Origin of the sequence: Phenylobacterium sp., from assembly GCF_035309685.1 — a bacterium.
GTDB lineage: Bacteria > Pseudomonadota > Alphaproteobacteria > Caulobacterales > Caulobacteraceae > Phenylobacterium.
On sequence record NZ_DATGEX010000019.1, the window covers coordinates 116,973 to 143,830 of the forward strand.

The window sequence follows — 26,858 nt, forward strand, 5'->3', positions numbered from 1 at the left end:
CGGACGCCGCCGGTGGGCTACCGCTGGACCATGAGCCCGCGCACGATTCTCGCCTCCGCCGCCGCCACGCTGCTCCTCGGCCTCGCCCCCTCGGCGCTGGCGGCCGACCCCAATGACGTGCTGCCGGACGGGCCGGGCAAGGACGTGGTGGTCCGCGCCTGCACCAGCTGCCACGAGGCGTCGGAGATTTCCGAAAAGCCGCGAACGTCCAGCGACTGGACGGAGGTCATCGGCAAGATGATCGACAACGGCGCCCAGCTGACGCCGCAGGAGCAGGACGCCGTCTATGCCTATGTCCTGAAGCACTTCGGCAAGCCGGACGGGGGAGACGCCGCGCCGCCGGCGCCCGGGCCGAAGCCGCCGTCGCGCTAGGCGGCTGGGCGCCACGTCTCAACTCACCGCTCATCCCCGCGAAAGCCGGGACCCAAGCCGAGCCTGAACCCTACCCGGCGCTGACCAGATCCCACGGCCCAATGGGTCCCGGCTTTCGCCGGGATGAGCAGTGGTAGGGGTGAAGCGCAGGCTGCGGCTTAAATCTCATGGCGGCCATTCTGCCTTGGGGTCTCGGCTTCTCAAGGACGCGCCGAAGGCGCGCCGCGACGCGGGCGGCCAAGGGCCGCTCCTTGACAAGCCGAGGCCCCAAGGCTCGCATCTGACCATGAGGTTTAAGGCGGGGTGGCGTCGGATGACGCAAGCGAGACCGCTGTTGGGAGTCGTTCTGGCGCTCGCCAGCATTCAACCGGCGACGGCGGCGTCTCAATACCGGTGCTTTGAGTTCCGAGGTTCACTGGCGCCAGATATCGGCCATCCGACCTACAGGATTCATCCTGAAACGCGCGATGGCCTGATGGCTATACCGGATGGGATGGGCTTCCCGCCGAATGTCGAACGGCTGTTTCCAGAGAACGAAACCGCCCTAGAAACGTCGGTCAGAGGCAATTTCATGATCTGCCCGCTCGAAGGGCCGCAGCCAGGCAAACTCCGATTGGTTCGGATCAAGTCGGCGCGAGACCTGCACCGGCGAAAAGACCACTGGGTCGAGGACGAAGCCGCTAGTGCTGGCTCTCCGGCATCCGCACCACCAGCCCGTCCAGCGCGTCCGTCACCTTGATCTGGCACGACAGCCGGCTGTTCGGCTCCACGTTCTCGGCGAAGTCGAGCATGGACTCCTCCATGGCCGACGAGGTCCCGGTCTTGTCGCGCCAGGCCTCGTCCACATAGACGTGGCAGGTGGCGCAGGCGCAGGCGCCGCCGCAGTCGGCGTCGATGCCGGGGATGTTGTTCTTCACCGCGCCTTCCATGACGGTCAGGCCGTTTTTCACATCGATGACGTGCTCGGTGCCGTCGTGCTCGATGTAGGTGATCTTCGCCATCTATCCCTCGACTTAACGCCGTTTAGACGGCGACCTCTTTCATGGAAACGGTGGGGTCCGCAAGTCTGGCCTTGTCGATCCGCTTGCGGCCTCCGATGAGCAGTTTGCCCATCATGAACTCCGGCGGTGAATTGATCGCTTCCACCGACTGCACGAGATCGCCCTTCAGGTGGAAGACCGCGAACTTCGCGCTCGCCGGGTCGCCGCGCACCAGGATTTCGTCGACGTCGAAGGCGTAGCCGGCGATCTGCAGCTTCAGATCGTACTGGTCCGACCACTGCCAGGGGACCTCCCCGGCGGGCTGCGGGCGCCCGACGATGGCGCTGGCCGCCTGCTTGGCGCCCTCGAGCGCGTTGGGCACGCTCTCCATGCGGAACATGCGCCCATAGATCGGCATCGGCCGGTGCGCCACATCGCCGATGGCGAAGATGTTGGGATCTGAGGTCCGCGCGTCGAGGTCGACCACGACGCCGCGCGCCGTCTCCAGCCCGCAGTCCTTGGCGAGCTCGTCGTTGGGGGCGGCGCCCACGCCAACCACCACCGCGTCGCAGGCGATAAGCCGACCGTCGGCCAGTCGCACGGCGGTCACGTGACCGTTCTCGCCCTCGAACGCCGCCGCCGTGGCGCCCAGTTCGAACGCGACGCCATGCGCCTCGTGCTGGGCCTTGAAGAAGTCCGATAGGGTCTCGCAGGCGACCCGGGCCAGCAGGCGCGGCTCGCGCTCCAGCACCACCACCTGCGCGCCCAGCGCCCGGCCGGACGCCGCCACCTCCAGCCCGATATAGCCGCCGCCGACCACCGCCAGGCGCTTCCCCGGCCCGACCGTCGCCTTCAGCGTCTCGGCGTCGGCGGCGGTGCGCAGGAACATGACGCCGGCCAGGTCCGCGCCCGGGATCGGCAGCGCGATGGCGCGTGCGCCGGTGGCGATGATCAGGACGTCGTAGGCGACGCTCGATCCGTCGGAGAGGGCCACCGTCTTCGCGCCGCGATTGATGCTCGTCGCGGTCGTCGAGGCCCGGAAATCGATGTTGTGCTCGGCGTAGAATTCCAGGGGCTTCAGCGCCAGGGAGTCCGCGTCCGCCTCGCCCTTCAGCCAAGCCTTCGACAGTGGCGGCCGCTGATAGGGCGGGATCGGCTCCTCGCCAATCAGCGTGATCGGCCCTTCGTGCCCATACTGCCGCAACAGCGCCGCCGCCGTGCCGCCCGCATGGCCGGCGCCCAGGATCACCACATGTGCGTTGGGATCGCTCATCTGGTCTCGATGCCCAAAAGTGACGAGAGCGTCAACTTCCTCATCCTCTTCCCCGACGCGAAGCGCGAGGGGAGAGGGTAGGGTGAGGGGCGGCTCCGAACCACCCCTTGCAGCGCGGTCCAGCCATGATCCACTATGCGGCCATGGCCAAGGTCTGGACCATCAGGGACACCACGCAGCGAGACCGCGCGCGACGACTGCGCCGCGAGGATACCCCCGCGGAAGCGCGCCTCTGGAATGCTCTGCGTGATCGCCGGCTGGGTGGCTGGCGGTGGAAACGCCAGGTTCCGTCCGGTCCCTATATCGTCGATTTCTACTGTCCTGAGGCCGCCTTGGTCGTGGAGGTTGATGGCGGACAACATGCGGATCAGATCGCCTACGACGAACGGCGCACGGCCTATCTCGAGCGGCACGGCTTGCGCGTGCTGCGTTTCTGGAATTCGGCGGTCCTCACAAACAGCGATGGTGTGTGCCTGACCATACTCGAAGCCTGTGGCGGTGAGCATCCGACGATGGGCCCTGGCTGAAGCCGGAGTGGCGGCAGCACGGCCGAGCCGCCCCTCACCCTACCCTCTCCCCTCGCGCTTCGCGTCGGGGAAGAGGAATTACTTCGCCTTCTGCTCGGCGATCCATTCCTTGACCCGCATGTCGAGCACCGAGAGCGTCAGCGATCCCGACGCGATCACCATGTCGTTGAAGCTCTTGATGTCGAACTTCGGGCCCAGCGCCTTCTGGGCCTGGTCGCGCAGCTGTAGGATGCGGATCATGCCGATCTTGTAGGCGGTGGCCTGACCGGGGCCAGTGATGTAGCGGCGGGTCTCGGAGCGGGCGACGTCGTCGCTGCGGTGGCCGACGGTCTTCAGGTAGTCGACGGCCTGGTCCTCGGTCCAGCCATCGGCGTGGATGCCGGTGTCGGTGACCAGGCGCACGGCGCGGAACAGCTCGCCATCCAGGCGCATGAAGTCCGACGCATAGTCCGGATAGACGCCCATCTCCTTGCAGAGCAGCTCGGAATAGAGCCCCCAGCCTTCGTTGAAGGCGGCGTTGCGGGCGGCGAGACGGAACTTCGGCACGCCCACCTGGCGCACCCGGATATCGCCCTGCATGGCGTGGCCGGGGATGCCCTCGTGGCACATCAGGTCCGGCAGGCTGGCGCGCAGCGGGGTCTTGCCCAGCATGTGCAGATAGACCCGGCCCGGCCGCTTGCCGCCGGGGCTGGCCCCGCTGGTGTTGGCCGCGCCGCCCGGCACCTCGATGAAGCTCGGCTCGCGCATCACCTCGATGCCGTAGATCGGCAGGACGTTGAACATCGCCCCCAGGTGGGTGCGGTTGTTGGCGATCAGCTCGTTGGAATATTTCAGGATCTCGGCGCGGTTCGCATCGTTGTAGGGCTGCGGCGGGTCCTTGGCGTTGATGTCGTGATAGAAGGCCTCGCGGTCGGCGAAGCCGGCCTGCTTGGCGAGCGCGTCCATCTCGCCCTGGATGCGGGCGACCTCCGAGAGACCCAGCTTGTGGATCTGGTCGGCGGTGAGGTCGGTGCGGGTCTGCAGCTTCAAGGCCGCGGCGTACCAGGCGAGGCCGTTGGGCAGGGTGACCGCGCCGACCTTGCCGGACTTGGCGTTGGCCATGTCGCTGTTCAGCCAGCCGATCAGCCGGTCGTAGCCGGGCTTCATGCCGGTCAGCAGCGCGGTCTTGGTCCCGTCGAGCAAGGCGTCCGCCTCACCAGGTTTCAGTTTGCCGGCGGCCTGCAGCTTGCCGACCTTGGTCTTGGCGTCGGCCCACAGCGGCGAGTCCGGACCACCATCGAAGGGCGCGCCGGAGATCAGCTTCTTGCTCTCGGCGATGGTGCGCTCGTACTGGAAGCGCGGCATGCGGATGCCTTCGGCCGCCGAGGCCTTGGCGCGGTCCAGCGCCTGGTCCATGGCGTGGCCCAGCGCCGTGACGCGGGCGTTGTAGGCGACCATGTCGGCCGGCGCGTCCACCAGATGTGAGCTGATCAGGAAGTTCGGCAGGCCGGAGTGGGCGCCGGTGGCCTCCTGGTAGGCGCGGAACTTGTAAGCGAGCTCGGCGGAGTCCAGCTCATCCTGCCACATGTCGTAGCTGATGCGGCCCTCCAGCGGCAGCTTGCCGCGCTGGAACTGCGCCTTCATGCGGGCCACGCTGCCGCGCCGCCATTCCAGGCGCTTGAGATCGGCGGCGTCGCTGAGGTCGTTCAGCTTGTCCTGATCCTCCTTGCTGCCCTGGGCGGTCGCCTGCTGTGGGCTGAACTTCTGCTGCTGGGCGTATTCCGCGTCCAGGAAGGCGTTGAACCGCGCGCCCTCGGCGGTCTGGGCGGCGGCGGACGCCTGAGCGGCGGCCGGGCCGGCGAAGGCCAGCACGGCGGCGGGCGCCGTCATCAGGGTCAGGCTGAGCGCGGCGGTAAGAGTACGGTTCATGATACGCGATCCATCGAGGGGTTAGGTCAGCCGGCCTTCTGGCTGGCGATCCATTCGTCGACCTGGCGCTCCAGCACGGCGAGCGGCAGCGAGCCTTCGCCGACCACCAGGTCGTCGTAGGCCTTCACATCGAACTTGCGCCCCAGCGCCGTCTCGGCCCTGTGGCGCAGCTCCATGATCTTCAGCATGCCGATCTTGTAGCCCGTGGCCTGGCCCGGCAGGGTGATGTAGCGGCGGACTTCCGAGCGCGCCTGCTGCGGCGGCCGCCGCCCGGTCTTGACCATGTAGTCGACGGCCTGATCCTCGGTCCAACCCTTGGCGTGGATGCCGGTGTCGGTGACCAGGCGCGCGGCGCGGAACAGCTCGGCGTCGAGGCGGAAGAAGTCCGACGCCACGTCCTGATAGGCGCCCATCTCCTTGCAGAGGTACTCGGTGTAGAGCGCCCAGCCCTCGCCATAGGCCACATAGCGGTAAGCGCTGCGGAACTTGGGCACGCCCTTCTGGCGGACCTGGATATCGCCCTGCATCACGTGCCCCGGGATGCCCTCGTGGCACATCAGGTCGGTGATGTTGGCCGGGTCGTCGGTGACGCCCAGCATGTGGATATAGACGCGGCCCGGCCGGGTGCCATCGACGTTGGGGCCGGACGCGTGGGCGGCGCCGCCGGCCACCTCGCTGAACGCCGGCTCGCGGACCACCTCGGCCTTGTAGACCGGCAGGTTGTTGAACACCGACGGCAGCAGGCTGCGGTTGCGGGCGATCGCGGCGTTGTACTGGCGCAGGTAGTCGGCGCGGATGGCGTCGGTCCAGGGCGTCGGCGGGAATTTCTTGGCGCGGTCGTCGTAGAAGGCCTGGCGGTCCTTGAAGCCGGCCTTGCGGGCCAGGGCGTCCTGCTCGGCCTGGATGCGCACGACCTCTTTCAGGCCCAGCTGGTGGACCTGTTCGGGGGTGAGGTCGGTGGTGGTGTTGAGCTTGAGCGCCGCGGCGTACCACTCCAGGCCGCCCGGCAGCGAGACGGCGCCGGTCTTGCCGGACGGCGCCTTGGGAAGCTCGCCCTCAGCCCACGCGATCACCCGCTCGTAGGGCGCCTTGACGCCGAGCACGCCGGCCTTGGCGTCGGCCAGGAGCGCATCGGCCTGCGCGTCGCTGACCTTGCCGGCGGCCTTCAGCTTGCCGACCTTGGCCTTGGCGTCGGCCCACAGGGGCGAGTCCGCCCCGGACGCGGTGAACGGCTGGCCGGCGATCATCACCTTTGAGCCCTCGATCACCCGCTCGATCTCGAACTTCGGCGCGTTGACGCCCGCCGCCGTCGATTGCCGGCTCTCGGCGATGCCGACGTCGAGCACCGCGCCCAGGCTCCTCAGGCGGGCGTTGTAGCCGGCCATGTCGGCCGCATCGTTGACCGCCTGGGTGTTGATCAGGAAGTTCGGCAGCTCGGAGTGGATCGAATAGAGGAAGGAATAGAACGGCGGCTGGTAGCGGCGGTACTTGTAGGTCGCTTCCGCCCGGTCGAGCTCCATCGCCCACATGTCGTAGCTGGCGCGGGTTTCCGGCGGCAGCTTGGCGCGGTCGAACTGGGCCTTCATGCGGGCCACGCTGCCGCGCCGCCACTCCAGCACCTTCAGCTGGCCGGCGTCGCTGATGTCGTCCCACTTGTCGTTGTCCTGCTTGCGGCCAAGTGCGGTGGCCCGCTGAGGCCTAAGCTTCAGCTCCTGCTCGAACTCGTTGTCGATGAAGGCCGTGAAGCGGGCGGCTTCAGCCTCGCTTTGCGCGTGCGCCGCCGCCGGAACCGCCAGCACGCCCATCGCGGGCGCCGCCGTCAACATCAGCGCCGCAGCGAGACCCAAACCCGTGATTTTGCGCAAAGACCCGTTCCCCGATTAGCCAGTCTCCGCCCTTCTCCGGCGTCTGTATTTCCGTCCGATGTCAGACGACGCGTTCCACCAGCATCTTCTTCACTTCGGCGATCGCCTTGGCGGGATTGAGCCCCTTGGGGCAGACCTGGGCGCAGTTCATGATCGTGTGGCAGCGGTAGAGCTTGAAGGGGTCCTCCAGCGCGTCCAGCCGCTCCCCGGTCGCCTCGTCGCGGCTGTCGATCAGCCAGCGATAGGATTGCAGCAGCGTCGCTGGGCCCAGGTACTTGTCCTGGTTCCACCAGTAGCTGGGGCAGGAGGTCGTGCAGCAGGCGCACAGGATGCACTCGTAGAGCCCGTCCAGCTTCTCGCGGTCCTCCGGCGACTGCAGCCACTCCTTCACCGGCTCCGGCGTCTCGGTGTGCAGCCAGGGCTCGATCGACGCGTACTGGGCGTAGAACTGCGTCAGGTCCGGCACCAGGTCCTTCATCACCGGCATGTGCGGCAAGGGGCTGATCTGCACCTCTTTTCCGGGCACTTCGGACCAGCCATGCGTGCAGGCCAGCGTGTTCCGGCCCCCGATGTTCATGGCGCAGGACCCGCAGACGCCCTCGCGGCAGGAGCGGCGGAAGGACAGCGTCGGGTCCATCTCGTTCTTGATGTAGATCAGCGCGTCCAGGACCATCGGGCCGCAGGCCTCGACGTCGACGTCGTAGGTGTCCCAGCGAGGGTTCTCGGTCCCCTCGGGATCGTAGCGGTAGACCTTGAAGGTCTTGGTCTTCTTGGCGCCCTCGGCGGCCGGATGGTGGTGGCCTTTGGTGACCCGGGAGTTCTTCGGCAGGACAAGTTCAACCATGGCGTTGGTCCCTAGGAATCGGCGGCGGGCGCGGTCTTGCGCCCCAGGATGATGGCCCCGTGGTGGCCGTCGTGGTTGGTGTGGACGAGCCGCATCTCCTCGACGCCGGCCAGGTTCAGCAGGCGCACGATCCGCGACAGGTCGTAGTCGTACATGTGGATGTGACCGACCGGCAGGCTCAGCAGCCGGTCACCCTTGATCTTCTTGCGGAAGAAGCCGGTGACCGTCTCGTCGTCCTTCGGCCATTCGCGGTTCTTGTCGCGCCAGGCGGTGATCTGCAGGCTGACCATGCCGCCCATCGCGAGCTTGCTCAGCAGCTCCTCGATGATCTGCTCGCCCCGTTCCGGCGGGATGTGCTGGAAGACGATGAAGCTGTTGATCCAATCGAACGGACCGGTGGGAATCGTGTCGGCGTAGGTCACCGCACCGCCGCGCGCGCGGGCGATCGCCAGCATGCCGGGCGAGATGTCGACGCCGGTCACCTGGTCGGCGTAGCGGGTCATGGCTTCCGCGAGCCGCCCGACACCGCAGCCGAAGTCGAGCGCACGGCCCGACGGCCTGGCGCCCGTGGTCTTTTCCAGCCCGGACACCACCTCGTCGATGTAGGGCTCGCCCGAGGCGTAGAACATCTCGACGCGCTCGGGGGTGATGTTCTCGGCCAGGAAGTCGGGGTGACTCAGCACCGCCCAATAGGGGTTCTTCTGGCCCAGCTCGCGCCAGTCGGCGTCGGTGTCGCGCACCAGGGTCCTGCTGTCAGCGCCAGGCATGCATCACCACGCGGGTTCGCTTCCAGTTGGGCTTCAGCAGGGGGTGGGTGACGATCTCGAAGCGGCGGAAGCCGATGTCCCGCAGCATGGCCTTGAGCGCGCGCTGGTTGGGGGCCCAGAAATTGGTGGGGTCGTTGTTGAGCTCGGCGCCTTCGTAGTAGCGCATCACCGGCCACGGCAGGACGTCGAGGGCCGTTTCGGTCTCCAGCACCATCATTTCGCCGGTCACCGAGGCGACCCGCTCCAGGCAGCTGAACGGGTCCTTGACGTGGTAGAGCACGCCCAGGAACAGCACGACGTCGAAGGTCCCCACCGTCTCGCGGGAGATCTGCGGCACGTCGATGTCCAGCGTTTCGACCCGCGACCCGAGCTTGGCGTGGGCGTAGTCGAACCCGGCCTTGGTGCCCCAGCCCGCGCCCGACCAGCAGAAGTGGTCGGTGGCCAGCACCCGGGCCGCGCCGCGGCGCTCCGCCTCGAACGAGAAGAAGCCGTCCCAGGCCCCGATATCGAGCACGCGCTTGCCGGCCACGGGGTGGCGGAAGACCACCTCGGCCTCCTTGCGCAGCGTCTCGGCCGGCTTATCGCCCTGGGTCGTCTCCCCATCCGCGAAGGCGTGGGAATGGAACCAGTGGATCGCCTCGGCGGAAGGTAGGGACCCGTCCACGTCGGACCTCAGTAGACCCGCGCCTTGGGCGGGATCGGAGCAATGTCGTTGGTCATGGTGAAGTCGTGCACCGGCCGGTAGTCGATTTTCACCTTGCCCGTGGCGTCGTCGAACCAGGTGAGCGTGTGCTTCATCCAGATCTTGTCGTCGCGGCTGGCGAAGTCCTCGCGGGCGTGGGCGCCGCGGCTCTCCTGGCGGTTCGCCGCACCGACCACCGTGACGACCGCCTGGCCCACCAGATTGTCGAGCTCAAGGGTCTCCATCAGGTCGGTGTTCCAGATCATGCCTCTGTCGGCGACCGAGAGGTCCTTGCGCTTCTTCTGCACCGCCTCGAGCCGCTTGACGCCGGAGGTCAGGCTCTTGCCTTCCCGGAAGACCGCGGCGTCCTCCTGCATGGCCCGCTGCATCTCGAGCCGCAGCGCCGCGGTCGAGGTCTTGCCCGACGCGTTGCGGAAGCGGTCGAAGCGCGCCAGGTGGCCGTCGGTCATGGCCGGCTTCAGCTCGACCTGGGTCGCGCCGGCCTTGATGGTGTCGGCGCAGCGCAGCGCCGCCGAGCGGCCGAACACCACCAGGTCGATCAGCGAGTTGGAGCCCAGGCGATTGGCGCCGTGCACGCTGACGCAGGCCGCCTCGCCCACCGCCATCAGGCCCGGCACCACGCTCTCGGCGTTCCGGCCGGCCTTGGTCACCACCTCGGAGTAGAAGTTCGTCGGCACGCCGCCCATGTTGTAGTGCACGGTCGGCAGCACCGGGATCGGCTCCTTGGTGACGTCGACGCCGGCGAAGATGCGGGCGCTCTCCGAAATCCCCGGCAGCCGCTCGTGCAGCACCTTGGGGTCCAGGTGGTCCAGGTGCAGGTTGATGTGGTCCTTCTTCGGACCGACGCCGCGGCCTTCGCGGATCTCGATGGTCATGGCGCGGCTGACCATGTCGCGGGGCGCCAGGTCTTTCACGGTGGGCGCATAGCGCTCCATGAACCGCTCGCCCTCGGAATTGGTCAGATAGCCGCCCTCGCCACGCGCGCCTTCCGTGATCAGGCAGCCGGAGCCATAGATGCCGGTGGGGTGGAACTGCACGAACTCCATGTCCTGCAGGGGCAGGCCTGCGCGCAGCGCCATGCCGCCGCCATCGCCCGTGCAGGTGTGGGCGCTGGTGCAGGAGAAATAGGCTCGGCCATAGCCGCCGGTCGCCAGGATCACCTGCTGCGCCTGGAAGCGGTGCAGGGTGCCGTCGTCGAGTTTCCAGGCGGTGACGCCACGGCAGACGCCCTCGTCCATGATCAGATCGAGCGCGAAGAACTCGATGAAGAACTCGGTCTTCTTGGCCAAGGCCTGGCCGTACATGGTGTGCAGCATGGCGTGGCCGGTGCGGTCGGCCGCCGCGCAAGTCCGCTGGATCGGCGCCTCGCCGAAGTTGCGGGTCATGCCGCCGAAGGCCCGCTGGTAGATCTTGCCCTCCTCGGTCCGCGAGAACGGCACGCCCCAGTGCTCCAGCTCATAGACCGCGGCCGGGGCATTCCTGACCAGGTATTCGATGGCGTCCTGGTCGCCCAGCCAGTCCGACCCCTTGACGGTGTCGTACATGTGCCAGCGCCAGTCATCCTCGCCCATGTTGCCAAGGCTGGCCGAGATGCCGCCCTGCGCCGCAACCGTGTGCGAGCGCGTCGGGAAGACCTTGGAGATGCAGGCGGTCTTCAGGCCCGCCGCGGCGCAGCCGAGCGCCGCCCGGAGGCCAGAGCCGCCCGCGCCCACCACGACGACGTCGTACTTGTGATCGATGAAATTGTAGGTCGCCATGGTGATCTCAGGCTCCCAGAACGCCGGCGCCGAGCGCGACCTTGAGGATCGAGAAGATCGCCAGCGCGCCCGCGAGGCCGCAGACGAAGAGGTTGATGAGCAGCAGCGCCGACTTGGTGAGCGTCTTGTGGATGTAGTCCTCGACCACGACCCGCAGGCCGGCATGCATGTGCCAGAAGCTGATCGCCAGGGTCAGCACCACCAGGGTGGCGTTCAGCGGGCTCTGGATCCAGTGGACCGCGAAACCATAGTCGCCGGCGGCGAGCTGCAGGACGGCGTAGACCATCCAGATCACCAGCGGGACGAGCGCGATGGCGCTGACCTTTTCGGCGACCCAGTGGCTGGCGCCATGCTTGGCCGAGCCCAGGCCGCGCGCCTGGCCGAGCGGCGTGCGATAGCTGACCATCAGAGCGCTCCCGTCATGCTGGCGATGCCCCAGACCGCGAGCGTCGCGGCCACGGCGAAGGCGAAGATCACCACCGAGCCGGCGTTGGCCGACTTGACGTCGAAGGCGCGGCCCGAGTCCCAGATCAGGTGGCGCACGCCGCTCGCCAGGTGGAAGAAGACGCTGGCGGTCAGGCCGAGCATCACGACCTTGCCGGGGATCGAGCCCAGCAGGCCCTTGAAGGCGGCGTAGGCGTCGGGGCCCTCCGCAAGGGAGATCGCCCAGGCCGCCACGATCAGACCGCCCACATAGAGCGCCACGCCGGTCGCCCGATGCAGGATCGAGGTCCACATGGTGATGTGCCAGCGCCAGAGGAGCGGCGAGCCTAGGCCGCCTGTGACGAGATGTGGCGAAACCGGCCGCTCGCGCGGCGTGCTGGAAGCTTCCGTCATGCGTCTGCCCCGTCCGTCCCCTGTCCCAAGCCGAAAGTCTTAAGCGCCGCGCAGGGGGTGTCAACGAAGCCCGCGACGCAGAATCGCGGCGGATTCGTCGGTTCCATCAGCAAGATGGGCATGGCGGCGCTTCCCGCTCGAATTGAATTCGCCAGAGACGAAGCATCGCCTGAGCATCTAAGCTGACACAATGCGCAATTCCTGTAGTCTTCCTTCGCGAAAGGCGAAGGATGCGCTTCGATCTCACGGACTTGCGACTGTTCTGCGACGTGGCCGACGCGGGCTCGATCACCGCCGGCGCGGAAAGGAGCGCGCTGGCGCTCGCGGCCGCCTCCACGCGCATCCGCGGCATGGAAGACGCCCTGGGCGCGCCGCTGCTGATCCGTTCGCGGCAGGGGGTCACGCCCACCGAGGCCGGCCGCACGCTGTTGAAGCACGCCCGAGCGATGCTGGCGCAGAGCGCGCGGCTGAAAGAGGACCTCAGCGCGTTTGCCGGCGGTTTTTCGGGCGAGGTGCGCCTGCTCGCCAACACCAACGCGCTCACCGAATTCCTGCCCGAGGCCTTGTCAGCCTTCCTCGCCGACCACCCGCAGGTCAGCGTCGACCTGGAGGAGCGGCTCTCCGACGAGATCGTCGGCCTGGTCGCTGAAGGCGCCGCCGACGTCGGCATCGTCGCCGGCACCGTCGATGTCGGCGCGCTGACCACCTACCCATTCCGCTCCGACCGCTTCGTGGTGGTGACCGCGAAGGGTCACCCACTGTCTGGGCGCGGGCCCGTCGGCTTCGCGCAAGCGCTGGACTACGACCAGGTGGGGCTGGAGCGTTCGAGCTCCCTGCAGCGGTTCCTGGTCGGCAAGGCGGCGCGCGAGGGCAAGCCGCTGCGGCTGCGCGTCCAGCTGCGCAGCTTCGACGCGGTCTGCCGGCTGGTGGAATGCGGCGTGGGCGTCGGCGTCGTGCCGGCCACCACCGCGGCTCGGGCGGTGAAGACCATGGCGCTGGCGGTCACCGATCTGGCCGACGACTGGGCGATCCGCGAGCTGACCATCGTGGTCCGCGCCGGCGCCGAACTGCGCCCTTACGCCAAGGCGCTGGTGGAGAGCCTTCAGGCCTAGGCCGCGGCGATCCAGCTTGCGGCCAAGGTCTTCCAGGCCGGCGTGACGTAAAGCGCGAGCGCCGTGATTTCCATCGCCACGACCCAGACGAGGCCCGCGAGGTAGGCGGGGTGCAGACGGCGGCGCGTGATCAGGTCGTAGAGGCCGATGCCGAGGAACAGCAACGTCGTCCCGCCATAGGCCGAGGCCCAGGCGGAATAGGGCGCATCGCCCAGCAGACTGTGGAACGCGCCTCCAAGCCAGCGCGCGAACCCGGCGTCGATGATGTAGACCGTCGCCATCAGCACCAACCGCTTATGGACCGGCGGCGTGTGACGGAACACGACCGCCGCACTCAGCAGGCCGACGAAGGCGAGAATGTCGGTGAACTGGATCGCCAGGAACCCGGGGTCGTCCTCCGGCGTGCCGATCTTGCCGTGGTCGGCGATCAGCGCCGTCGCTGGGCCCAGCACCATCATGATCGCCGCCAGACCCAGCATGAGGAAGCCCAGCTTCCGGTGGAGCGCCGGGCGCCTGGTGCGGATCAGCAGCACCTGGACGCTGAACAGCGCGAGCCAGCCCATGAAGACCACGGCGTGGAAATGCACGATCAGCGGGAACGCCTTCTCGTGGGCCGACACGTGGTGGACGATCTCCGGCACGAACCCCGAAAGGATGCCGAGCCAGGCCAGGCCCACGTAGAGCAGGAAAAAGTTGCGATCCCAGGGATGGCTGGGCGCGAAAGGCGGGCGCGCCAGGCGGCGGGACGATTGACCTAAGCTGGACGCCGTCATTGCCCCACCGCCCTTGCCGCTTCCCCCAAGCGAAGGCGCGACGCTAGGGGCCGCGGCCGAGCTTGGCCACTGAACATTTTTGACAGGAACGCCCGGCAAAGATCAATCGGCGTCCTCGGTGAGCCAGTCGGCGGAGCGCATCTCCTCGAGCCGCGAGGCGGTGCGCTCGAACTCGAAGGCGCCGTCGCCGGCCGGGTACAGCTGGGCGGGCTGGGCCTGCGCCAGCACGATCAGGCGCGTGTGGGCCTCGTAGAGGGCGTCAATCAGGATGACGAAGCGGCGGGCCTCCTCGCGGCGCGCGGGGGTCAGCTTCGGCACGGCCTCCAGGAACACGGTGTGGAACTCAGCGGCCAGCGCCACATAGTCGTTGGGGCCGAGCGCCACCGAGCAGAGGCTCGCGAAACTCGCCCGCACCTGACCGCCGAAGGCGTGCGGCAGCATGATCTTGCGGCCGAGCACCTCCAGGGTGGCGCCCACCTCGTCCTCGCCGCCCAGCATGTCGCGCCACAGCGCGTCGAAGCTGCGCTGATTGTCCGGATCGTCCGGCGAGAACCAGGTGCCGGCCGCCCGCAGCCGGTCGAGGCGATAGTCGTGGCCGCCGGCCACCGTCACCACCTCCATCCGGCGTTTCAGCAGGGCGATGAACGGCAGGAACAGCTGGCGGTTGATACCATCCTTGTAGAGCGTGTCCGGATGGCGGTTGGAGGTCGCCACCAGCGTCACGCCACGCGCGAACAAAGCTTCGAACAGCCGCCCCAGGATCATCGCGTCGGCGATGTCGGTGACCTGAAACTCGTCGAAACAGAGGAGGCGCGCGCCCTCGGCCACCAGATCGGCCACCGGGACGATCGGGTCGTCGCCCTTGTGCTGGCCGAAGCGGGCCTTGCGCGCGGCCTGATCGCCGGCCCGCCACTCGCCGATCAGCCGGTGGATCTCGCCCATGAAGACGTGGAAGTGGGTGCGGCGCTTGTTCCCGAACCGGACCGTCTCAAAGAACAGGTCCATGAGCATCGACTTGCCGCGCCCGACGGGACCCCAGAGATAGACCCCGCGCTGGCTCTCCGGCTTGCGGAACATGCCCTTCAAGCCGCCGCGCGCCACGGTCGCCAGGTCGGCCTCCAGGCGCAGCAGGGCGCGCAGGCCCTCGGCCTGCGCCGGGTCCGGCCGGATTTCGCCCTTGGCCAGGCGGGCGTCGTAGGCGGCTTGCAGCGCGGAGGCCATGGCCCCGGCCTAACGGCGACGCTCGCGATGCGCAAGGAACAGGCCCAAGGAACAGGCGGGGGCCCCAGGGGTTGGAAAGAGCCCACTCAGCAAGGAGACCTCCCCATGGCGAACAAGACCGGGACCGACGAGACCCGCAGCTTCGATCCCACCCCGGCTGAGGTGACCCGCGAACTCGAGCAGGGGCTGGGCGTGGGCCAGCGGGAGCTCGACGCCCAGCGCGAGCCGAAGGTCGATCCGGCGCTGATCGAGCAAGCCGATCCGCGGGAGGAGTGGGGCCAGCCCGCCGACGAAGGCGCCGCCTACTCCGCCAACCACGCCACCCGCGGCCGCAAGACCGATGAGCTGAGCGGACCCGGCCGCAAGACCCGCGCCGCCACCAAGGACCAGATCAGCCGGCGCTGATCACTGCATCGTCGGGATGATGAAGGCCGAGTCTTCGGTGGCGCCTTCCGGCCAGCGGGCGGTGATGGTCTTCACCTTGGTGTAGAAGCGCACACCCTCCATCCCGTGCTGGTTGGTGTCGCCGAAAGCCGAGCGCTTCCAGCCGCCGAAGGAGTGGTAGGCCACCGGCACCGGGATCGGCACATTGATGCCGACCATGCCGACGTTGACGCGGCTGGCGAACTCGCGCGCCGCGCGGCCGTTGCGGGTGAAGATCGCGACGCCGTTGCCGTACTGGTGCTTGGACGGCAGCGCGACCGCTTCCTCGAAGCTCTCAGCGCGGACCATCTGCAGGACGGGACCGAAGATCTCCTCCTGATAGGTGCGCATCGGGGTCTTCACGTGGTCGAACATCGAGGGGCCGATGAAGAAGCCCTTGTCGTAGCCCTGCAGGGAGAAGCCGCGGCCGTCGACCACCAGTTCGGCGCCTTCCTCGACGCCCAGCTGGATGTAGTCGGAGATCTTGCGGCGGTGTGCGGCGGTCACCACCGGGCCGTACTGGGCCGCCGCGTCGGTGGAGATCCCCACCTTCAGGGTCTCGATCTCGGCCAGCATCTTCTCGCGGAAGGCTTCCGCCGTCTTGGCGCCCACCGGCACGACCACCGGCAGCGCCATGCAGCGCTCGCCGGCCGAGCCGAAGGCGGCGCCGGAGATGTCCTTCACCGCCTGGTCGAGGTCGGCGTCGGGCATGACGATGCCGTGGTTCTTGGCGCCGCCCATGGCCTGGACGCGCTTACCGGCCTGGGTGCCGCGCGAATAGACGTAGTGGGCGATGTCCGACGAACCGACGAAGCTGACCGCCTTGATGTCCGGATGGTCGAGGATGGCGTCGACGGCAGTCTTGTCGCCGTGCACCACGTTCAGCACGCCCTTGGGCGCGCCGGCCTCCATCATCAGTTCGCCCAGGCGCACGGGGACCGAGGGGTCCTTCTCCGAGGGCTTCAGGATGAAGGTGTTGCCCACCGCGATGGAGATGCCGAACATCCACATCGGGATCATCGCCGGGAAGTTGAAGGGCGTGATGCCCGCGCAGACGCCCAGCGGCTGGCGCATGGAATAGACGTCGATGCCCGGGCCGGCGCCTTCGGTGTATTCACCCTTCAGCGCGTGGGGGATGCCGCAGGCGAACTCGATGACCTCCAGGCCCCGCTGGATGTCGCCCTTGGAGTCGGCGATCACCTTGCCGTGCTCGGAGGAGAGCATTTCGGCCAGCTCGTTCATGTTGGCTTCGACGAGACGCTTGAAGTCGAACATCACCCGCGCGCGGCGCTGCGGATTGACCAGCGCCCAGTGCTGCTGCGCCCGGACCGCCGATTGCACGGCGGTGTCGACCTCATTCAGGCTGGCCAGCGCCACCTTGGCCTGCACCTCGCCGGTGTTGGGATTGAAGATGTCGCCGAAATGGCCGCTGGTTCCGGCGACGGACACGCCGTCGATGAAGTGGGTGATGTTTCGCATGGCGAGGCATTTAGCCCTTCGGCGCGCCGACGCAAACCCGGCTCATGATCCTTTAAGGTCCGGACCCTAGTCTGGCGGCGCGTTCAACAGGCCAGAGACCGCGTTGCAGCTGTCATCCATCCCCGTTCCGGTCGTCTACACGCCGATCCAGCCTGTGCCGCAGGTCGGCGCGGTGAAGGGGCGCGATGCGTCGGCGGAGGCCGCGGACCCGGGCTCGCAACCCAGGGCCAAGCCTCCATCGGGCATCGGTCTGATCATCGACCTCCTCGCCTAGGGTCCAACCGCGGCTTGCCGAGGCCACCCGGCCCAGCGCATCCTCGCGTCATGACGGTCGCCTCGCCCGCCCACACGCTGAGCCCCGCGCGGCCGCGGGATCACATCATCGATGTGCTGATCGCCGAGCGGGCGCCGAAGCTGGCCGCCTCGCCCATCTGGCCGATGGTGCGGCCCCTGCTCTATCGCCTGCTGGACTACCGCAAGGCCGTCAGGATGGCCGACGCGATCCAGGGCCTGCCCGGCGGCGCGGCGCTCGACCACATCTCGCAACTGCTGCAGCTTCAGGTCACCGCCCGGGGCCTGGCGCACATTCCGCGAACCGGGCGCGCGATCGTGGTCTGCAACCATCCCACCGGCATCGCCGACGGCATCGCGGTCTATGACGCCTTGAAGCCGATCCGCCCTGACCTCTGCTTCTACGCCAACTCCGACGCGCACCGCGTTTCGCCCCGCTTTTCCGACGTGCTGATCCCCGTGGAATGGGTCGAGGCCAAGCGCACGCGCGAGCGGACCCGCGAGACCCTGATCTTGACTCGAGAGGCTATGGAGGCCGAGCGCCTGCTGGTGATCTTCCCGGCCGGTCGCCTGGCGCGCCGCCAGCCGGACGGCCTGCTCAGCGACCCGCCCTGGCAGCCCTCTGCGGCCTCGCTGGCGCGCAAATACGAGACCCCGGTCGTGCCGATCCACGTGAGCGGGCCCTGGTCGGGCCTGTTCCACTTCTTCAACCGGTTCTCCAACGAACTGCGGGACATGACGCTCTTCCATGAGTTCCTGAACAAGCAGGGCCGCGCCTATGCGCTGACCATCGGCGCGGCGATCCCGTCGCAGGCTCTCGACGACGAGGCGGCCGACGCCATCCTGCAGCTGAAGGCCTATGTGGAACGCGTTCTGCCTTCCGACCCGGATCGGCCCTTCGCATGATCCTGGCGCCGTGATCCTGGCTGATGAGGCGGCGACCGCGCGGCTCGGCGCGGCGATCGCGCGCGCGCTCAAGGCCGGAGAGGCGGTGTGCCTGTCGGGTCCGCTGGGGGCCGGCAAGTCGACCCTGGCGCGCGCCCTGATCCGCGAACTGACCGGCCCCGAAGAGGACGTGCCCTCGCCGACCTTCACCCTGGTGCAGTTCTACGAAGGCCGGGGCCTGAAGATCGCCCATTTCGACCTCTACCGGCTGACCGATCCGGACGAAGCCTATGAGATCGGGCTCGACGAAGCCCTGGAGGACGGGGCGGCGGTGATCGAGTGGCCAGAACGCCTCGGCGAACGGCTGGATGGGCGGCTTCCGCCGGATCGACTCGATGTAGAGATTTCGCTGGAGGGGTCCGGCCGCCGCGCGCGGCTGACATCCTATGGCGCGTGGGAAGGAAGACCGGTTGAACCCTGAGCGGGAGGCGGCGAAGGCGCGGTTCCTCGGCGAGCACGGCCTGGCGCAGGCGCGGCGCGAGCCGCTGGCCGGCGACGCCTCGACGCGCTCCTATGCCCGGCTCTATCCGGCGGGCGGAGCGCCGCTGATCCTGATGGACCAGCCGCCGGTGCTGGAAACGCCGATCTGTCCGCCCCTGGCGAGCGACGCTGAGCGCATGGCGCTGGGCTACAATGCCGCCGCGCGGCTGGCGGCCGGCTCGATCGCCGCCTTCGTCACCACCGCCGACTACCTGCGCGACCACGGCCTCTCGGCGCCGCGGATCGTGGCCTTCGATGTCGAGGCCGGCCTCGCCGTGCTGGAGGACCTGGGCGACGGCCTGTTCGCCACCCTGATCGCGCAGGGCGAGCCGGAGGGCCCGCTCTACGAAGCCGCCGTGGACGTGCAGGTCCAGTTGCACGATCAACGCCCGCCGGACCTGCTGCAGGCGCAGGGCCTCACCTGGCCGCTGCTGACCTACGACACGCTCGCCCTGAAGGTCGCCACCGACACCTTCCTGGAATGGTGGCCGCAGTTCGCGGGCATCCCGGCCTTCAGCCGCGACGCCGTCGCCGAGTGGGACGCGCTCTGGGCGCCGGTCTGGGTGCGCGGCGAGGCGGGCGCCACGGTCTTCTGCCATCGCGACTACCACGCCCAGAACCTCCTCTGGCTGCCTGAGCGCAAGGGCGCGGCCCGCGTTGGCCTGCTGGACTTCCAGGACGCCCTGCGCGCCCACCCGGCCTGGGACCTGACGCACCTGTTGCAGGACGCGCGGCGCGACGTGTCGCCTGAACTCGAGGCCGCCATGCTGGCGCGCTATCTGGACGCCCGGCCCCGGCTCGACCCCGACGCCTTCCGCGCCGAGTACCGGGCGCTCGCCAGCTCCAACGCCGCGCGGATTCTCGGCCGGGTGTTCGCGCGCCAGGCGCTGCTCGGCCGGGCGCAGTACAAGGCCTTCATGCCGCGCACCTGGCGCTACCTCGAACGCAACCTCACCGACCCGGCGCTGGCCGGCCTGAAGCGCTGGTTCGACGTCTTCGTTCCCGCTGAGGCGCGGGCGTGAGCGGCAAAATCAGGACCGCCATGGTGCTGGCCGCGGGCCTTGGCACCCGCATGCGGCCGCTGACCGACGCGGCGCCCAAGGCGCTGATCCCGGTAGCCGGCCGAAGCCTGCTCGACCGGGTGCTGGACAAGCTGGCGGCGGCCGGCGTCACTCGCGCGGTGGTCAACGTCCACCACTTCGCCGACCAGGTGGAGGCGCATCTGAAAGGCCGCACCGACCTGGAGATCCTGATCTCCGACGAGCGCGCCGGGCTGCTGGATTCCGGCGGCGGCATCCAGCATGCGCGGGCGCTCCTGGGCGATGACCCGATCTTCGTGGCCAACATCGACTCCCTGTGGATCGATGGCGCGACGCCGGTGCTGGAGGCGCTGAAGGCCGCCTGGGACCCGGCGCGCATGGACCTCCTGCTGTTGCTCGTGGCGCGCGGCAATGGAACTGGCTTCGAGGGGCCGCAGGGCTTCCTGATGGACGCCGAAGGCCGCCTGACCCACTCCATCTCGCCTGATGTGGTGACGCCATTCGCCAACGTCGGTTTCGGCATCCTCAAGCCCCAGATCCTCGACGATCAGCCGCGCGCCGGGGCCTTTTCGATCTATCCCACCTGGCATCGGCTGCAGGGCGAGGGCCGACTGTATGGGACGGTGATGGACGCCTACTGGATGCACGTCGGCGATCCCGCCGCACGCGAGGCGGCCGAAACGCGCCTTGGAGCCCGATCGGGGTGACCAGCTTCTTCGAACGAGCCGGTCCGCGCTGGTACACGATCCCAGCCTACCGGCCGTTCGCGCAGGATCTGGCGCGGGGCCTGCACGAGGCGCTGGGCCCGCTCGGCCCCGAGGCGCTCTCGCAAGCCATCGTGCTGACGCCCACGCGCCGCGGCGCCCGCGCGCTCGCCGACGCCTTCGTGACCGCCGCGGAAGGCCGCGCCGTGCTGCCGCCGCAGATGCGGCCGCTGGGCGACCTCGACGAAGGCGAGCCGCCGTTCGAGCCGGGAGATCTGGCGCTCGACCTGCCCGCCGCGATCGAGCCCTTGAGGCGAAGGTTCGAACTCACCCGCCTGGTGGCCGACCATTGGGACCTGCTCGAAGGCCGCGACTTGACCGCGGCCTCGGCGCTGGAGATGGCCGACGCGCTGGGCGGCTTCCTCGACAGTCGGCAGATCGAGGAACTGGAGCCGTTCGAAAAGCTGGTCGGCCTCGTCGAGGCCGACCTCGCCGACCACTGGCGGGTCTCGCGCCGGTTCCTGGAGATGGCCCTCACCGAATGGCCCAAGCGGCTGGCGGCGCTGGGCGTCATCGATGTCAGCGAGCGGCGCGTGCGGCTGCTGCGGCGCCTGGCCCAGGCTTGGACCGATCATCCCCCGCGCGGCGTGCTGGTGGCTGCGGGCTCCACTGGAACGGCGCCGGCGACCGCGGCTCTGCTGAAAGTGATCGCCGAGGCGCCGCAGGGCTGTGTGGTGCTCCCCGGCCTGGACGAGGCGCTGTCGGACGAGGCCTGGGCCGAGGTTGGCGAGCAGCACCCGCAAGGCGCTATGAAGCGCCTGTTGGACAAGGCTGGCGCCGGTCGTGACCAGGTGGAGACCTGGCCCGCTTCCAAAGGCGCCTCGGCGCGCGGCCGCTGGCGACAGCGGGTGATCAACGAGGCGCTGCGGCCGCCCGAGCGGACCGCCGACTGGCTGCGGATCATCGAAGGCCTCAATACCGAGGAGGACGGCGCGGTCGTCAACGGTGTGGGGTTTGGCCTGGAGGGGCTTTCCCTGGTCAGCGCGCGCTCGGACGAGGAGGCCGCGACGGTGGCCGCCCTGCTGCTGCGCGAGGCCCTGGCGACGCCGGACCGCACCGCGGCCCTGGTGGCGCCCGACCAGGCGCTGGCCCGCCGCGTCGCCGCCAAACTGGCCCGCTGGGGCGTGGTTCCCGACAACTCGGCCGGCGAGACCCTGGCCGGCTGTCCCTGCGGCGCGCTGGCCGGCCTGGTCGCGCGCGCAGCGGTCGATCCGCTGAACCCGATCACCCTGCTGGGCGTCCTCAAGCACCCCTATGTCCGGCTGGGCGATCCGGAAGCCCTGGAGCGCCATGGCCTGCGGGGCGCGCGGCCTTGGAGCTGGCGCGGGCTGAACACGAAGCTGACCGAGCAGCCGGACGCCGCCGCCCTGGCCGCAAGACTAGAGGCCATTCTCTCAGAACTGCCCCGCGAGGCGGCCGCGCCCGCGGAGTTCGCCCGGGCGGTCGCCACGGCGATGGAGGCGCTGGCCGCCGACCATGACGGCGATACGGGCGGCCTTTGGAGCGGCCACGGCGGCGAGGCCATGAGCCGACTATTGGCCGGCCTGATCACCGAGGGCCGCGGCCTGCCCCCAGCGAGCCCCCGAGGTTTTGCCGATCTGCTGGAGCGGCTGATGGAGGGCGAGACCATTCGCAGCGGCGGCGCCACCCATCCACGCCTGCGCATCCTGGGCGCCATCGAGGCCCGCCTGGTGCGCGCCGATCGGCTGATCGTGGCCGGCCTGGAAGAAGGCGTCTGGCCGCGCGGCGCGCCGCTGGATCCGTTCCTGTCGCGCCCCATGCGCGAGACCCTGGGCCTGCCGCCGCCGGAGCGGCGCGTGGGCCTGGCCGCCCACGACTTCGCCCAGGCGGCGTGCGCGCCTGAGGTGATCCTGCTGCATTCCGAGCGCCGCGACGGCGCGCCCTCGGTGAAGTCGCGTTGGCTCTGGCGGCTGGAGACGCTCGCCAAGGGCGCCGGCGTCGCGATCCCCGGCCGGCCGGAGGCGCTGGATTGGGCCCGCGGACTCGACGCGCCGGCCGACTATGCGCCCGCCAAGCGCCCGGCGCCGGTCCCGCCGGCCGGCGACCGGCCGACGGCCCTGTTCGTGACCCGCGTCGAGAGCCTGACCCGCGACCCCTATTCGGTCTGGGCGCGGGATATCCTCAAGCTCAGGGCCCTGGACCGCCCCGACGAGCCGGTGGATGCGCGCGCCCGCGGCGTCGCGATCCACGCGGCCTTCGAACGCTTTGCCCTGGATCACCCCGGCGAGATCCCGCCGGACGCCGCGCGGATCTTCGAGGGCTTCTACCTTGAGGAGCTGGAACGGGCCGGGATGCCGCACGAGGCGCTGGCCCGCGAGGCGGCGCTGGCCCGCGAAGCCGCCGCCTGGGTCGCCGAGTTGGAGACGCGGCGCCGGGGCGACGGGCGCGGCATCCACGTGGAGAAGACCGGCGACCTTGTGGTCCAGATCGAGGGCCGGCCCTTCAGGCTCTCCGCCAAGGCGGACCGCATCGAGGTCGATCCCGAAGGCTTCGGCCACATCCTCGACTACAAAACCGGCAAGGCGCCATCGCAGAAGGTGGTCGACACGGGCTTCTCGCCGCAGCTGACGCTGAGCGCGGCGATCCTGGCGCATGGCGGCTTCGCCGACCTAGGCCCGCTGAGGCCCGGCGAGCTCACCTATCTCGAGATCACCGGCCGCAAGCCCGCCGGCAAGGAAGAGGTCCGCGCCACCGCCGGCGACGAGAGCCACGCGGCCGCCGAACAGGCCCTGGAGGGCCTGAAAACCCTGATCGCCCGCTATTGGGACCCCGAGCAGCCGTTCGTTTCGCGCACCGCCCCACAGTTCGTCCACCAGTACGCCAGTGACTACGACCATCTGGCCCGCGTGTTCGAATGGTCGACGAGCGGCGAGGAGGGCGACGAATGACCCTCCTTCCCCAAGGTTTCGGAGGACGCATCGCGATCCTGCGTAGCCCCGCCGGGAGCGAAGCCGGATGAGCGCGCTCTCGCACGACGATCCGCAGCAGATCGCGGCCAATCCGGCGATCTCGGCCTTCGTCACGGCCAACGCCGGGTCCGGCAAGACCAAGACCCTGATCGACCGGGTGGCGCGCCTGTTGCTGGCCCGCGTCGACCCCGAAAAGGTGCTCTGCGTCACCTACACCAAGGCGGCCTCCGCCGAGATGCAGCGGCGTCTGTTCGGCCGCCTCGGCGACTGGTCGGTAATGGGTGACGAGGCCCTGACGCGCGAGCTCGTCAAACTGGAGGGGCCGCTCAGCCTCGACGGGCCGGGCGACTTCGATACGCGCCGTCTGTCGGAGGCCCGCGCCCTCTTCGCCCGCGCCCTTGAGACGCCCGGCGGGCTGAAGATCCAGACCATCCACGCCTTCTGCGAAAAGCTGCTGCGGCGCTTTCCGCTGGAAGCGGGCGTCTCGCCGGGCTTCCGGGTCATGGACGACGCCGCGGCGTCTGCCATCGCCGACGAGGCTCGCAAGGCCGTGGCGCGGCATGCGCTCACCGGCGAGGGCCGAGTGGCCGAGGCCTATGCCCGGTTCTCGGTGGCTCTGGACTTCGCGTCCTTCCAGTCGATGTTCCTGGGCTTCGAGGCGCGGCGCGCGGCGCTGGCCGCCTTCTTCGCCGCGCGCGGCGGTTACGACGGCGCGGCCGCCTGGGTCTGGGACGCCTGCGGGGCCGCGCCCGGGCGGGACCCGGAGGCGCTGGAGGCCGAGGCGATGGCGGCCCTGCCGCGCGGTCTTTGGCGGGACGCCGCCCATGTGCTGAACGCCGGCACGGCGACCGACCAGAAGTGCGCTGCGAAACTCTCCGCGGTGGCCGCCGACCCGGCCGCCACCCTGGCCGCCGCGCTCGACGCCCTGTTCACCGAAAAGGGCGAGGGCACGCCGGCGACCTGGGTGTTCAAGACTTCCGGCCTCAAGGCCCGCGAAGACCTCCGCCAGGGGCTGTTGGAGGAACAGGACCGCCTGGCCGTCGTCCGCGAGCGCGTGCGCGGCGCCCGTGTCGCCTTGGAAACGCTCGACGCCCTGGTCCTGGCCGAGGCCTACCTGGCGTCCTATCGCATCGAGAAGACCTCCGCCGGCGCGCTCGATTTCGCCGACCTGATCGAGAAGACCAAGGCCCTGTTGGCCAGCCGCCCGGCCGCGGCCTGGGTGCTGTTCAAGCTCGATGGCGGCATCGACCACATCCTGGTCGACGAGGCGCAGGACACCGCGCCGGATCAATGGGACATCGTCCGCGCGCTGACGGGCGAGTTCTTCGCGGGCGCCGGGGTCGACGGCAAGCCCCGGCCTCTGGATCGCACCCTGTTCGTGGTCGGCGACGACAAGCAGTCGATCTACTCGTTCCAGGGCGCCGATCCTGAGCGTTTGCACTTGGAGACCGACCGCTACATCGCCGAGATCGAGGCGGCGGAACGGCGCGGCCGACGGGTGCCTCTGACCTCCTCCTGGCGCTCGACGGTCGAGGTGCTGGACTTCGTCGATGCGGTCTTCACCACCGGCGTGCCGCCTGGCGTCGAAGCGCTGCGGCATGTGGCGATGCGCGAGGGCGAGCGCGGCTGCGTTGATCTCTGGCCATTGGAACGGGAGGTGAAGGGCGAAGAGCGCGACGCCTGGACGGCGCCGCTCGACCTGGAGGCCGAGGGCAGCGCCAACAAGCGGCTGGCGCGCCACATCGCCTGCGAGATCGAGGCGCTGGTGACGCGGGGCGACCGGGTGACGGACCGAGATGGGTGGCGGCCAGCCCGCTTCGGCGACGTGCTGATCCTGGTCCGCAAGCGTGGGGCGCTGTTCGAGGAGATCCTGCGCGCCCTCAAGCACGCCAAGGTCCCGGTGGCCGGCGCCGACCGGCTTGCGCTCTCCGAGCACATCGTCTTCGACGACCTCCTGGCCTTGGCGCGGTTCGCCCTGTTCCCGGCCGACGACCTCACCCTGGCCGCGCTGCTGCGCAGCCCCTTCTGCGACGTGGAGGACGAGAGCCTCTATCGCTTGGCCAAGGGTCGGGAGACCAGCCTCTGGCGCACCCTCCTCGCCCATGCGGATGAGGCGTCCGACTGGCGCGGCGCCGCCGACCTGCTGACGGCCGTGCAGGTCCTGGCGCGCGACCTGCGGCCCTTCGAGTTCTACAGCCGGGTGCTGGGAATGCGCGACGCCGCCGACCGGTCGATGCGCCAGCGCCTGCTTCGGCGGCTGGGCCACGAGGCCGAGGACGCCCTGGACGAGTTCCTGGCCCAGGTGCTCGCCGCCGAGAGCCGTGGCGTCCATGAGCTGGAAGGCCTCACCGCCGCCTTCGCGAGCCTGGACATCACCGTCAAGCGCGAGCTGGAGGCCGGCCGCGACGAGGTCCGCGTGATGACCGCCCACGGCGCCAAGGGCCTGGAAGCCCCGATCGTCTTCCTGCCGGAGACCACCACCGGCGCCGGCGCGCGGGGTTCGCCCCTGCTGGCCACCGAGGACGGCGGCTTCCTGTGGTCCACATCGGCTAAGGGCGACTGCGAGGCGTCGAAAGAGGCCCGCGAACTGCGCGCGCGGAAGGAAAACGAGGAGTCCCTGCGCCTGCTCTACGTCGCGCTGACCAGGGCCCGCGAGCGGCTGGTGCTCTGCGGGCGCATCGCCGCGAACCGCAAGGAGGAGACCCTGAAGGGCTGGTGGGCCCAAATTCGCGCCGGCTTCGAGCACGCCGACATCGAGGGCGAGGTTCGCCAGGTCGCCTGCGGGGAGGTCACCGCCACCCGATACGGGCCGGACCCTCTGACCATGGCCGCCGAAGCCGGCGCGAGGCGGGCCGTCGCGGCTGTGCCCATCTGGGCCGGCGAAGTCGCTACGGCCGATCTGCTGGGCCGCTACGCCTCGCCGTCGGACCTGGGCGAGGGCGCGCGCGTTCCCTCGCCCTCGCCGCTCGCGGCGGTGGGCGGGCTCGGGCGTTTCCGGCGCGGCGACCTGATCCACCGGCTGCTGCAGATCCTGCCGGACCTCGCGCCGGAGGGCTGGGCGGCGGGCGCGCAGGCGCTCTTGGCCCGCGAGCGCGACCTGACCGACGCGCAAGCGTCCGAAATGACCGCCGCAGCCCTCTCGGTCCTGCGCGACGACCGCTTCGCCGAAGTGTTCGGGCCGGGCAGCCGCGCCGAGGTCGCCATCGCCGGTTCGGCCGCCGCGCTGCCGCCGGGCCTAAAGATTTCCGGCCGCATCGACCGGCTGGTGGTGCTGCCGGACCGGGTGCTGGTGGCCGACTTCAAGACCAATCGCCCCAGCCCCGCGCGCGCCGAGGAGACCGACCCGGCCTACCTGCGCCAGATGGCGATCTACGCCGCGGTGCTGGCCGAGGTCTTCCCCGACCGCCGCGTCGAAGCGGCGCTGGTGTGGACCGATGGGCCCAAGCTCATGCCGATCCCAGAAAACCTGCTGGCGAAAGCGCTTGCCGATCTCGCCGGTTGAGGTTGATACCTGGGGTGGGCGCGCCTACATCGGCGGATCGAGAGGCGTTGGCCAAAGTCCACAAC

General features: G+C 69.4%; 24 protein-coding genes. 11 read left to right on the forward strand and 13 right to left on the reverse strand.

Annotated elements, in window-relative coordinates; all coding sequences use genetic code 11:
* The first annotated feature begins 12 nt into the window (after positions 1–12).
* Positions 13–372 (forward strand): hypothetical protein, encoded by a 360-nt coding sequence (locus VKQ35_RS06200; RefSeq protein WP_324359625.1) that lies wholly within the window; start codon positions 13–15, stop codon positions 370–372.
* A gap of 680 nt (positions 373–1,052) precedes the next feature.
* On the opposite strand, the gene VKQ35_RS06205 is transcribed toward VKQ35_RS06200, so the two are convergent.
* Together VKQ35_RS06205 and VKQ35_RS06210 are read right to left on the reverse strand one after the other, a co-directional pair.
* Positions 1,053–1,373: a 2Fe-2S iron-sulfur cluster-binding protein gene (locus VKQ35_RS06205; RefSeq protein ID WP_324359627.1), complete on the reverse strand. Its 321-nt coding sequence runs from the start codon at positions 1,371–1,373 to the stop codon at positions 1,053–1,055.
* Between the two features lie 22 nt (positions 1,374–1,395).
* Complete coding sequence (locus VKQ35_RS06210; protein ID WP_324359629.1) at positions 1,396–2,625, reverse strand: NAD(P)/FAD-dependent oxidoreductase; 1,230 nt, start codon at positions 2,623–2,625, stop codon at positions 1,396–1,398.
* A 125-nt stretch (positions 2,626–2,750) separates the two neighbouring features.
* On the opposite strand from VKQ35_RS06210, the gene VKQ35_RS06215 reads away from it, so the two are divergent.
* Entirely contained in the window at positions 2,751–3,152 is a 402-nt protein-coding gene (locus VKQ35_RS06215) for an endonuclease domain-containing protein (protein WP_324359631.1), read from the forward strand.
* A 78-nt stretch (positions 3,153–3,230) separates the two neighbouring features.
* Here VKQ35_RS06215 and VKQ35_RS06220 read toward each other — a convergent pair whose 3' ends face one another.
* From VKQ35_RS06220 to sdhC, 8 genes are all read right to left on the reverse strand, one after another.
* Positions 3,231–5,060, reverse strand: coding sequence for a DUF885 domain-containing protein (locus VKQ35_RS06220; RefSeq protein WP_324359633.1), 1,830 nt, complete (start codon positions 5,058–5,060; stop codon positions 3,231–3,233).
* Positions 5,061–5,086: 26 nt separating this feature from the next.
* Positions 5,087–6,925, reverse strand: a complete 1,839-nt coding sequence (locus tag VKQ35_RS06225; RefSeq protein WP_324359635.1) for a DUF885 domain-containing protein — start codon at positions 6,923–6,925, stop codon at positions 5,087–5,089.
* 61 nt (positions 6,926–6,986) lie between these two features.
* Positions 6,987–7,769: a succinate dehydrogenase iron-sulfur subunit gene (locus VKQ35_RS06230; protein ID WP_324359637.1), complete on the reverse strand. Its 783-nt coding sequence runs from the start codon at positions 7,767–7,769 to the stop codon at positions 6,987–6,989.
* 11 nt (positions 7,770–7,780) lie between these two features.
* Positions 7,781–8,536 carry a class I SAM-dependent methyltransferase gene (locus VKQ35_RS06235; protein ID WP_324359639.1) on the reverse strand — a complete coding sequence of 252 codons (756 nt, stop codon included), beginning with the start codon at positions 8,534–8,536 and terminating at the stop codon, positions 7,781–7,783.
* Positions 8,523–9,200: a class I SAM-dependent methyltransferase gene (locus VKQ35_RS06240; RefSeq protein ID WP_324359641.1), complete on the reverse strand. Its 678-nt coding sequence runs from the start codon at positions 9,198–9,200 to the stop codon at positions 8,523–8,525. Before VKQ35_RS06240 ends, VKQ35_RS06235 begins: the two co-directional genes overlap by 14 nt.
* An 8-nt stretch (positions 9,201–9,208) precedes the next feature.
* Positions 9,209–10,996: a succinate dehydrogenase flavoprotein subunit gene (gene sdhA / locus VKQ35_RS06245; protein ID WP_324359644.1), complete on the reverse strand. Its 1,788-nt coding sequence runs from the start codon at positions 10,994–10,996 to the stop codon at positions 9,209–9,211.
* A 7-nt stretch (positions 10,997–11,003) separates the two neighbouring features.
* Complete coding sequence (gene sdhD, locus VKQ35_RS06250; protein WP_324359646.1) at positions 11,004–11,402, reverse strand: succinate dehydrogenase, hydrophobic membrane anchor protein; 399 nt, start codon at positions 11,400–11,402, stop codon at positions 11,004–11,006.
* On the reverse strand, positions 11,402–11,833 hold the full coding sequence (sdhC, locus tag VKQ35_RS06255; protein WP_324359648.1) for a succinate dehydrogenase, cytochrome b556 subunit: 432 nt from the start codon (positions 11,831–11,833) through the stop codon (positions 11,402–11,404). The genes sdhD and sdhC overlap by 1 nt, the downstream gene beginning before the upstream one ends.
* A 230-nt stretch (positions 11,834–12,063) precedes the next feature.
* Between sdhC and VKQ35_RS06260 the strand changes: the two genes are divergently transcribed.
* Positions 12,064–12,945, forward strand: a complete 882-nt coding sequence (locus VKQ35_RS06260; protein ID WP_324359650.1) for a LysR substrate-binding domain-containing protein — start codon at positions 12,064–12,066, stop codon at positions 12,943–12,945.
* On the opposite strand, the gene VKQ35_RS06265 is transcribed toward VKQ35_RS06260, so the two are convergent.
* Positions 12,942–13,718: a hypothetical protein gene (locus tag VKQ35_RS06265; RefSeq protein WP_324359652.1), complete on the reverse strand. Its 777-nt coding sequence runs from the start codon at positions 13,716–13,718 to the stop codon at positions 12,942–12,944. The genes VKQ35_RS06260 and VKQ35_RS06265 overlap by 4 nt on opposite strands.
* Before the next feature lie 102 nt (positions 13,719–13,820).
* The gene (gene zapE / locus VKQ35_RS06270) at positions 13,821–14,939 is read right to left on the reverse strand and encodes a cell division protein ZapE (RefSeq protein WP_324359654.1); all 1,119 of its coding nucleotides are present in this window, start codon (positions 14,937–14,939) and stop codon (positions 13,821–13,823) included.
* Positions 14,940–15,044: 105 nt separating this feature from the next.
* Between zapE and VKQ35_RS06275 the strand changes: the two genes are divergently transcribed.
* The gene (locus VKQ35_RS06275) at positions 15,045–15,344 is read left to right on the forward strand and encodes a hypothetical protein (RefSeq protein ID WP_324359657.1); all 300 of its coding nucleotides are present in this window, start codon (positions 15,045–15,047) and stop codon (positions 15,342–15,344) included.
* Here the strand turns inward: VKQ35_RS06275 and VKQ35_RS06280 are convergent, their stop codons facing one another.
* Complete coding sequence (locus VKQ35_RS06280) at positions 15,345–16,841, reverse strand: CoA-acylating methylmalonate-semialdehyde dehydrogenase (RefSeq protein ID WP_324359659.1); 1,497 nt, start codon at positions 16,839–16,841, stop codon at positions 15,345–15,347. It lies immediately after the preceding gene.
* Between the two features lie 103 nt (positions 16,842–16,944).
* On the opposite strand from VKQ35_RS06280, the gene VKQ35_RS06285 reads away from it, so the two are divergent.
* From VKQ35_RS06285 to addA, 7 genes are all read left to right on the forward strand, one after another.
* On the forward strand, positions 16,945–17,115 hold the full coding sequence (locus VKQ35_RS06285) for a hypothetical protein (protein WP_324359661.1): 171 nt from the start codon (positions 16,945–16,947) through the stop codon (positions 17,113–17,115).
* A gap of 50 nt (positions 17,116–17,165) precedes the next feature.
* Complete coding sequence (locus VKQ35_RS06290) at positions 17,166–18,038, forward strand: GNAT family N-acetyltransferase (protein WP_324359663.1); 873 nt, start codon at positions 17,166–17,168, stop codon at positions 18,036–18,038.
* Complete coding sequence (tsaE, locus tag VKQ35_RS06295) at positions 17,992–18,498, forward strand: tRNA (adenosine(37)-N6)-threonylcarbamoyltransferase complex ATPase subunit type 1 TsaE (RefSeq protein ID WP_414692314.1); 507 nt, start codon at positions 17,992–17,994, stop codon at positions 18,496–18,498. The genes VKQ35_RS06290 and tsaE overlap by 47 nt, the downstream gene beginning before the upstream one ends.
* Complete coding sequence (gene amgK, locus VKQ35_RS06300; RefSeq protein WP_324359667.1) at positions 18,488–19,579, forward strand: N-acetylmuramate/N-acetylglucosamine kinase AmgK; 1,092 nt, start codon at positions 18,488–18,490, stop codon at positions 19,577–19,579. The genes tsaE and amgK overlap by 11 nt, the downstream gene beginning before the upstream one ends.
* On the forward strand, positions 19,576–20,304 hold the full coding sequence (locus VKQ35_RS06305; protein ID WP_324359669.1) for a nucleotidyltransferase family protein: 729 nt from the start codon (positions 19,576–19,578) through the stop codon (positions 20,302–20,304). The genes amgK and VKQ35_RS06305 overlap by 4 nt, the downstream gene beginning before the upstream one ends.
* Positions 20,301–23,270, forward strand: a complete 2,970-nt coding sequence (gene addB / locus VKQ35_RS06310) for a double-strand break repair protein AddB (RefSeq protein WP_324359671.1) — start codon at positions 20,301–20,303, stop codon at positions 23,268–23,270. The genes VKQ35_RS06305 and addB overlap by 4 nt, the downstream gene beginning before the upstream one ends.
* Before the next feature lie 67 nt (positions 23,271–23,337).
* Positions 23,338–26,793 carry a double-strand break repair helicase AddA gene (addA, locus tag VKQ35_RS06315; RefSeq protein WP_324359673.1) on the forward strand — a complete coding sequence of 1,152 codons (3,456 nt, stop codon included), beginning with the start codon at positions 23,338–23,340 and terminating at the stop codon, positions 26,791–26,793.
* Positions 26,794–26,858: the final 65 nt, after the last annotated feature.

Coding starts and splice junctions, on each gene's coding strand:
- VKQ35_RS06205 (WP_324359627.1), bottom strand. CDS start 1,373: ATGGCGAAGATCACCTACATCGAGCACGACGGCACCGAGCACGTCATC.
- VKQ35_RS06210 (WP_324359629.1), bottom strand. CDS start 2,625: ATGAGCGATCCCAACGCACATGTGGTGATCCTGGGCGCCGGCCATGCG.
- VKQ35_RS06215 (WP_324359631.1), top strand. CDS start 2,751: ATGATCCACTATGCGGCCATGGCCAAGGTCTGGACCATCAGGGACACC.
- VKQ35_RS06220 (WP_324359633.1), bottom strand. CDS start 5,060: ATGAACCGTACTCTTACCGCCGCGCTCAGCCTGACCCTGATGACGGCG.
- VKQ35_RS06230 (WP_324359637.1), bottom strand. CDS start 7,769: ATGGTTGAACTTGTCCTGCCGAAGAACTCCCGGGTCACCAAAGGCCAC.
- VKQ35_RS06235 (WP_324359639.1), bottom strand. CDS start 8,536: ATGCCTGGCGCTGACAGCAGGACCCTGGTGCGCGACACCGACGCCGAC.
- sdhA (WP_324359644.1), bottom strand. CDS start 10,996: ATGGCGACCTACAATTTCATCGATCACAAGTACGACGTCGTCGTGGTG.
- sdhD (WP_324359646.1), bottom strand. CDS start 11,402: ATGGTCAGCTATCGCACGCCGCTCGGCCAGGCGCGCGGCCTGGGCTCG.
- sdhC (WP_324359648.1), bottom strand. CDS start 11,833: ATGACGGAAGCTTCCAGCACGCCGCGCGAGCGGCCGGTTTCGCCACAT.
- VKQ35_RS06260 (WP_324359650.1), top strand. CDS start 12,064: ATGCGCTTCGATCTCACGGACTTGCGACTGTTCTGCGACGTGGCCGAC.
- VKQ35_RS06265 (WP_324359652.1), bottom strand. CDS start 13,718: ATGACGGCGTCCAGCTTAGGTCAATCGTCCCGCCGCCTGGCGCGCCCG.
- zapE (WP_324359654.1), bottom strand. CDS start 14,939: ATGGCCTCCGCGCTGCAAGCCGCCTACGACGCCCGCCTGGCCAAGGGC.
- VKQ35_RS06275 (WP_324359657.1), top strand. CDS start 15,045: ATGGCGAACAAGACCGGGACCGACGAGACCCGCAGCTTCGATCCCACC.
- VKQ35_RS06280 (WP_324359659.1), bottom strand. CDS start 16,841: ATGCGAAACATCACCCACTTCATCGACGGCGTGTCCGTCGCCGGAACC.
- VKQ35_RS06290 (WP_324359663.1), top strand. CDS start 17,166: ATGACGGTCGCCTCGCCCGCCCACACGCTGAGCCCCGCGCGGCCGCGG.
- tsaE (WP_414692314.1), top strand. CDS start 17,992: ATGTGGAACGCGTTCTGCCTTCCGACCCGGATCGGCCCTTCGCATGAT.
- addA (WP_324359673.1), top strand. CDS start 23,338: ATGAGCGCGCTCTCGCACGACGATCCGCAGCAGATCGCGGCCAATCCG.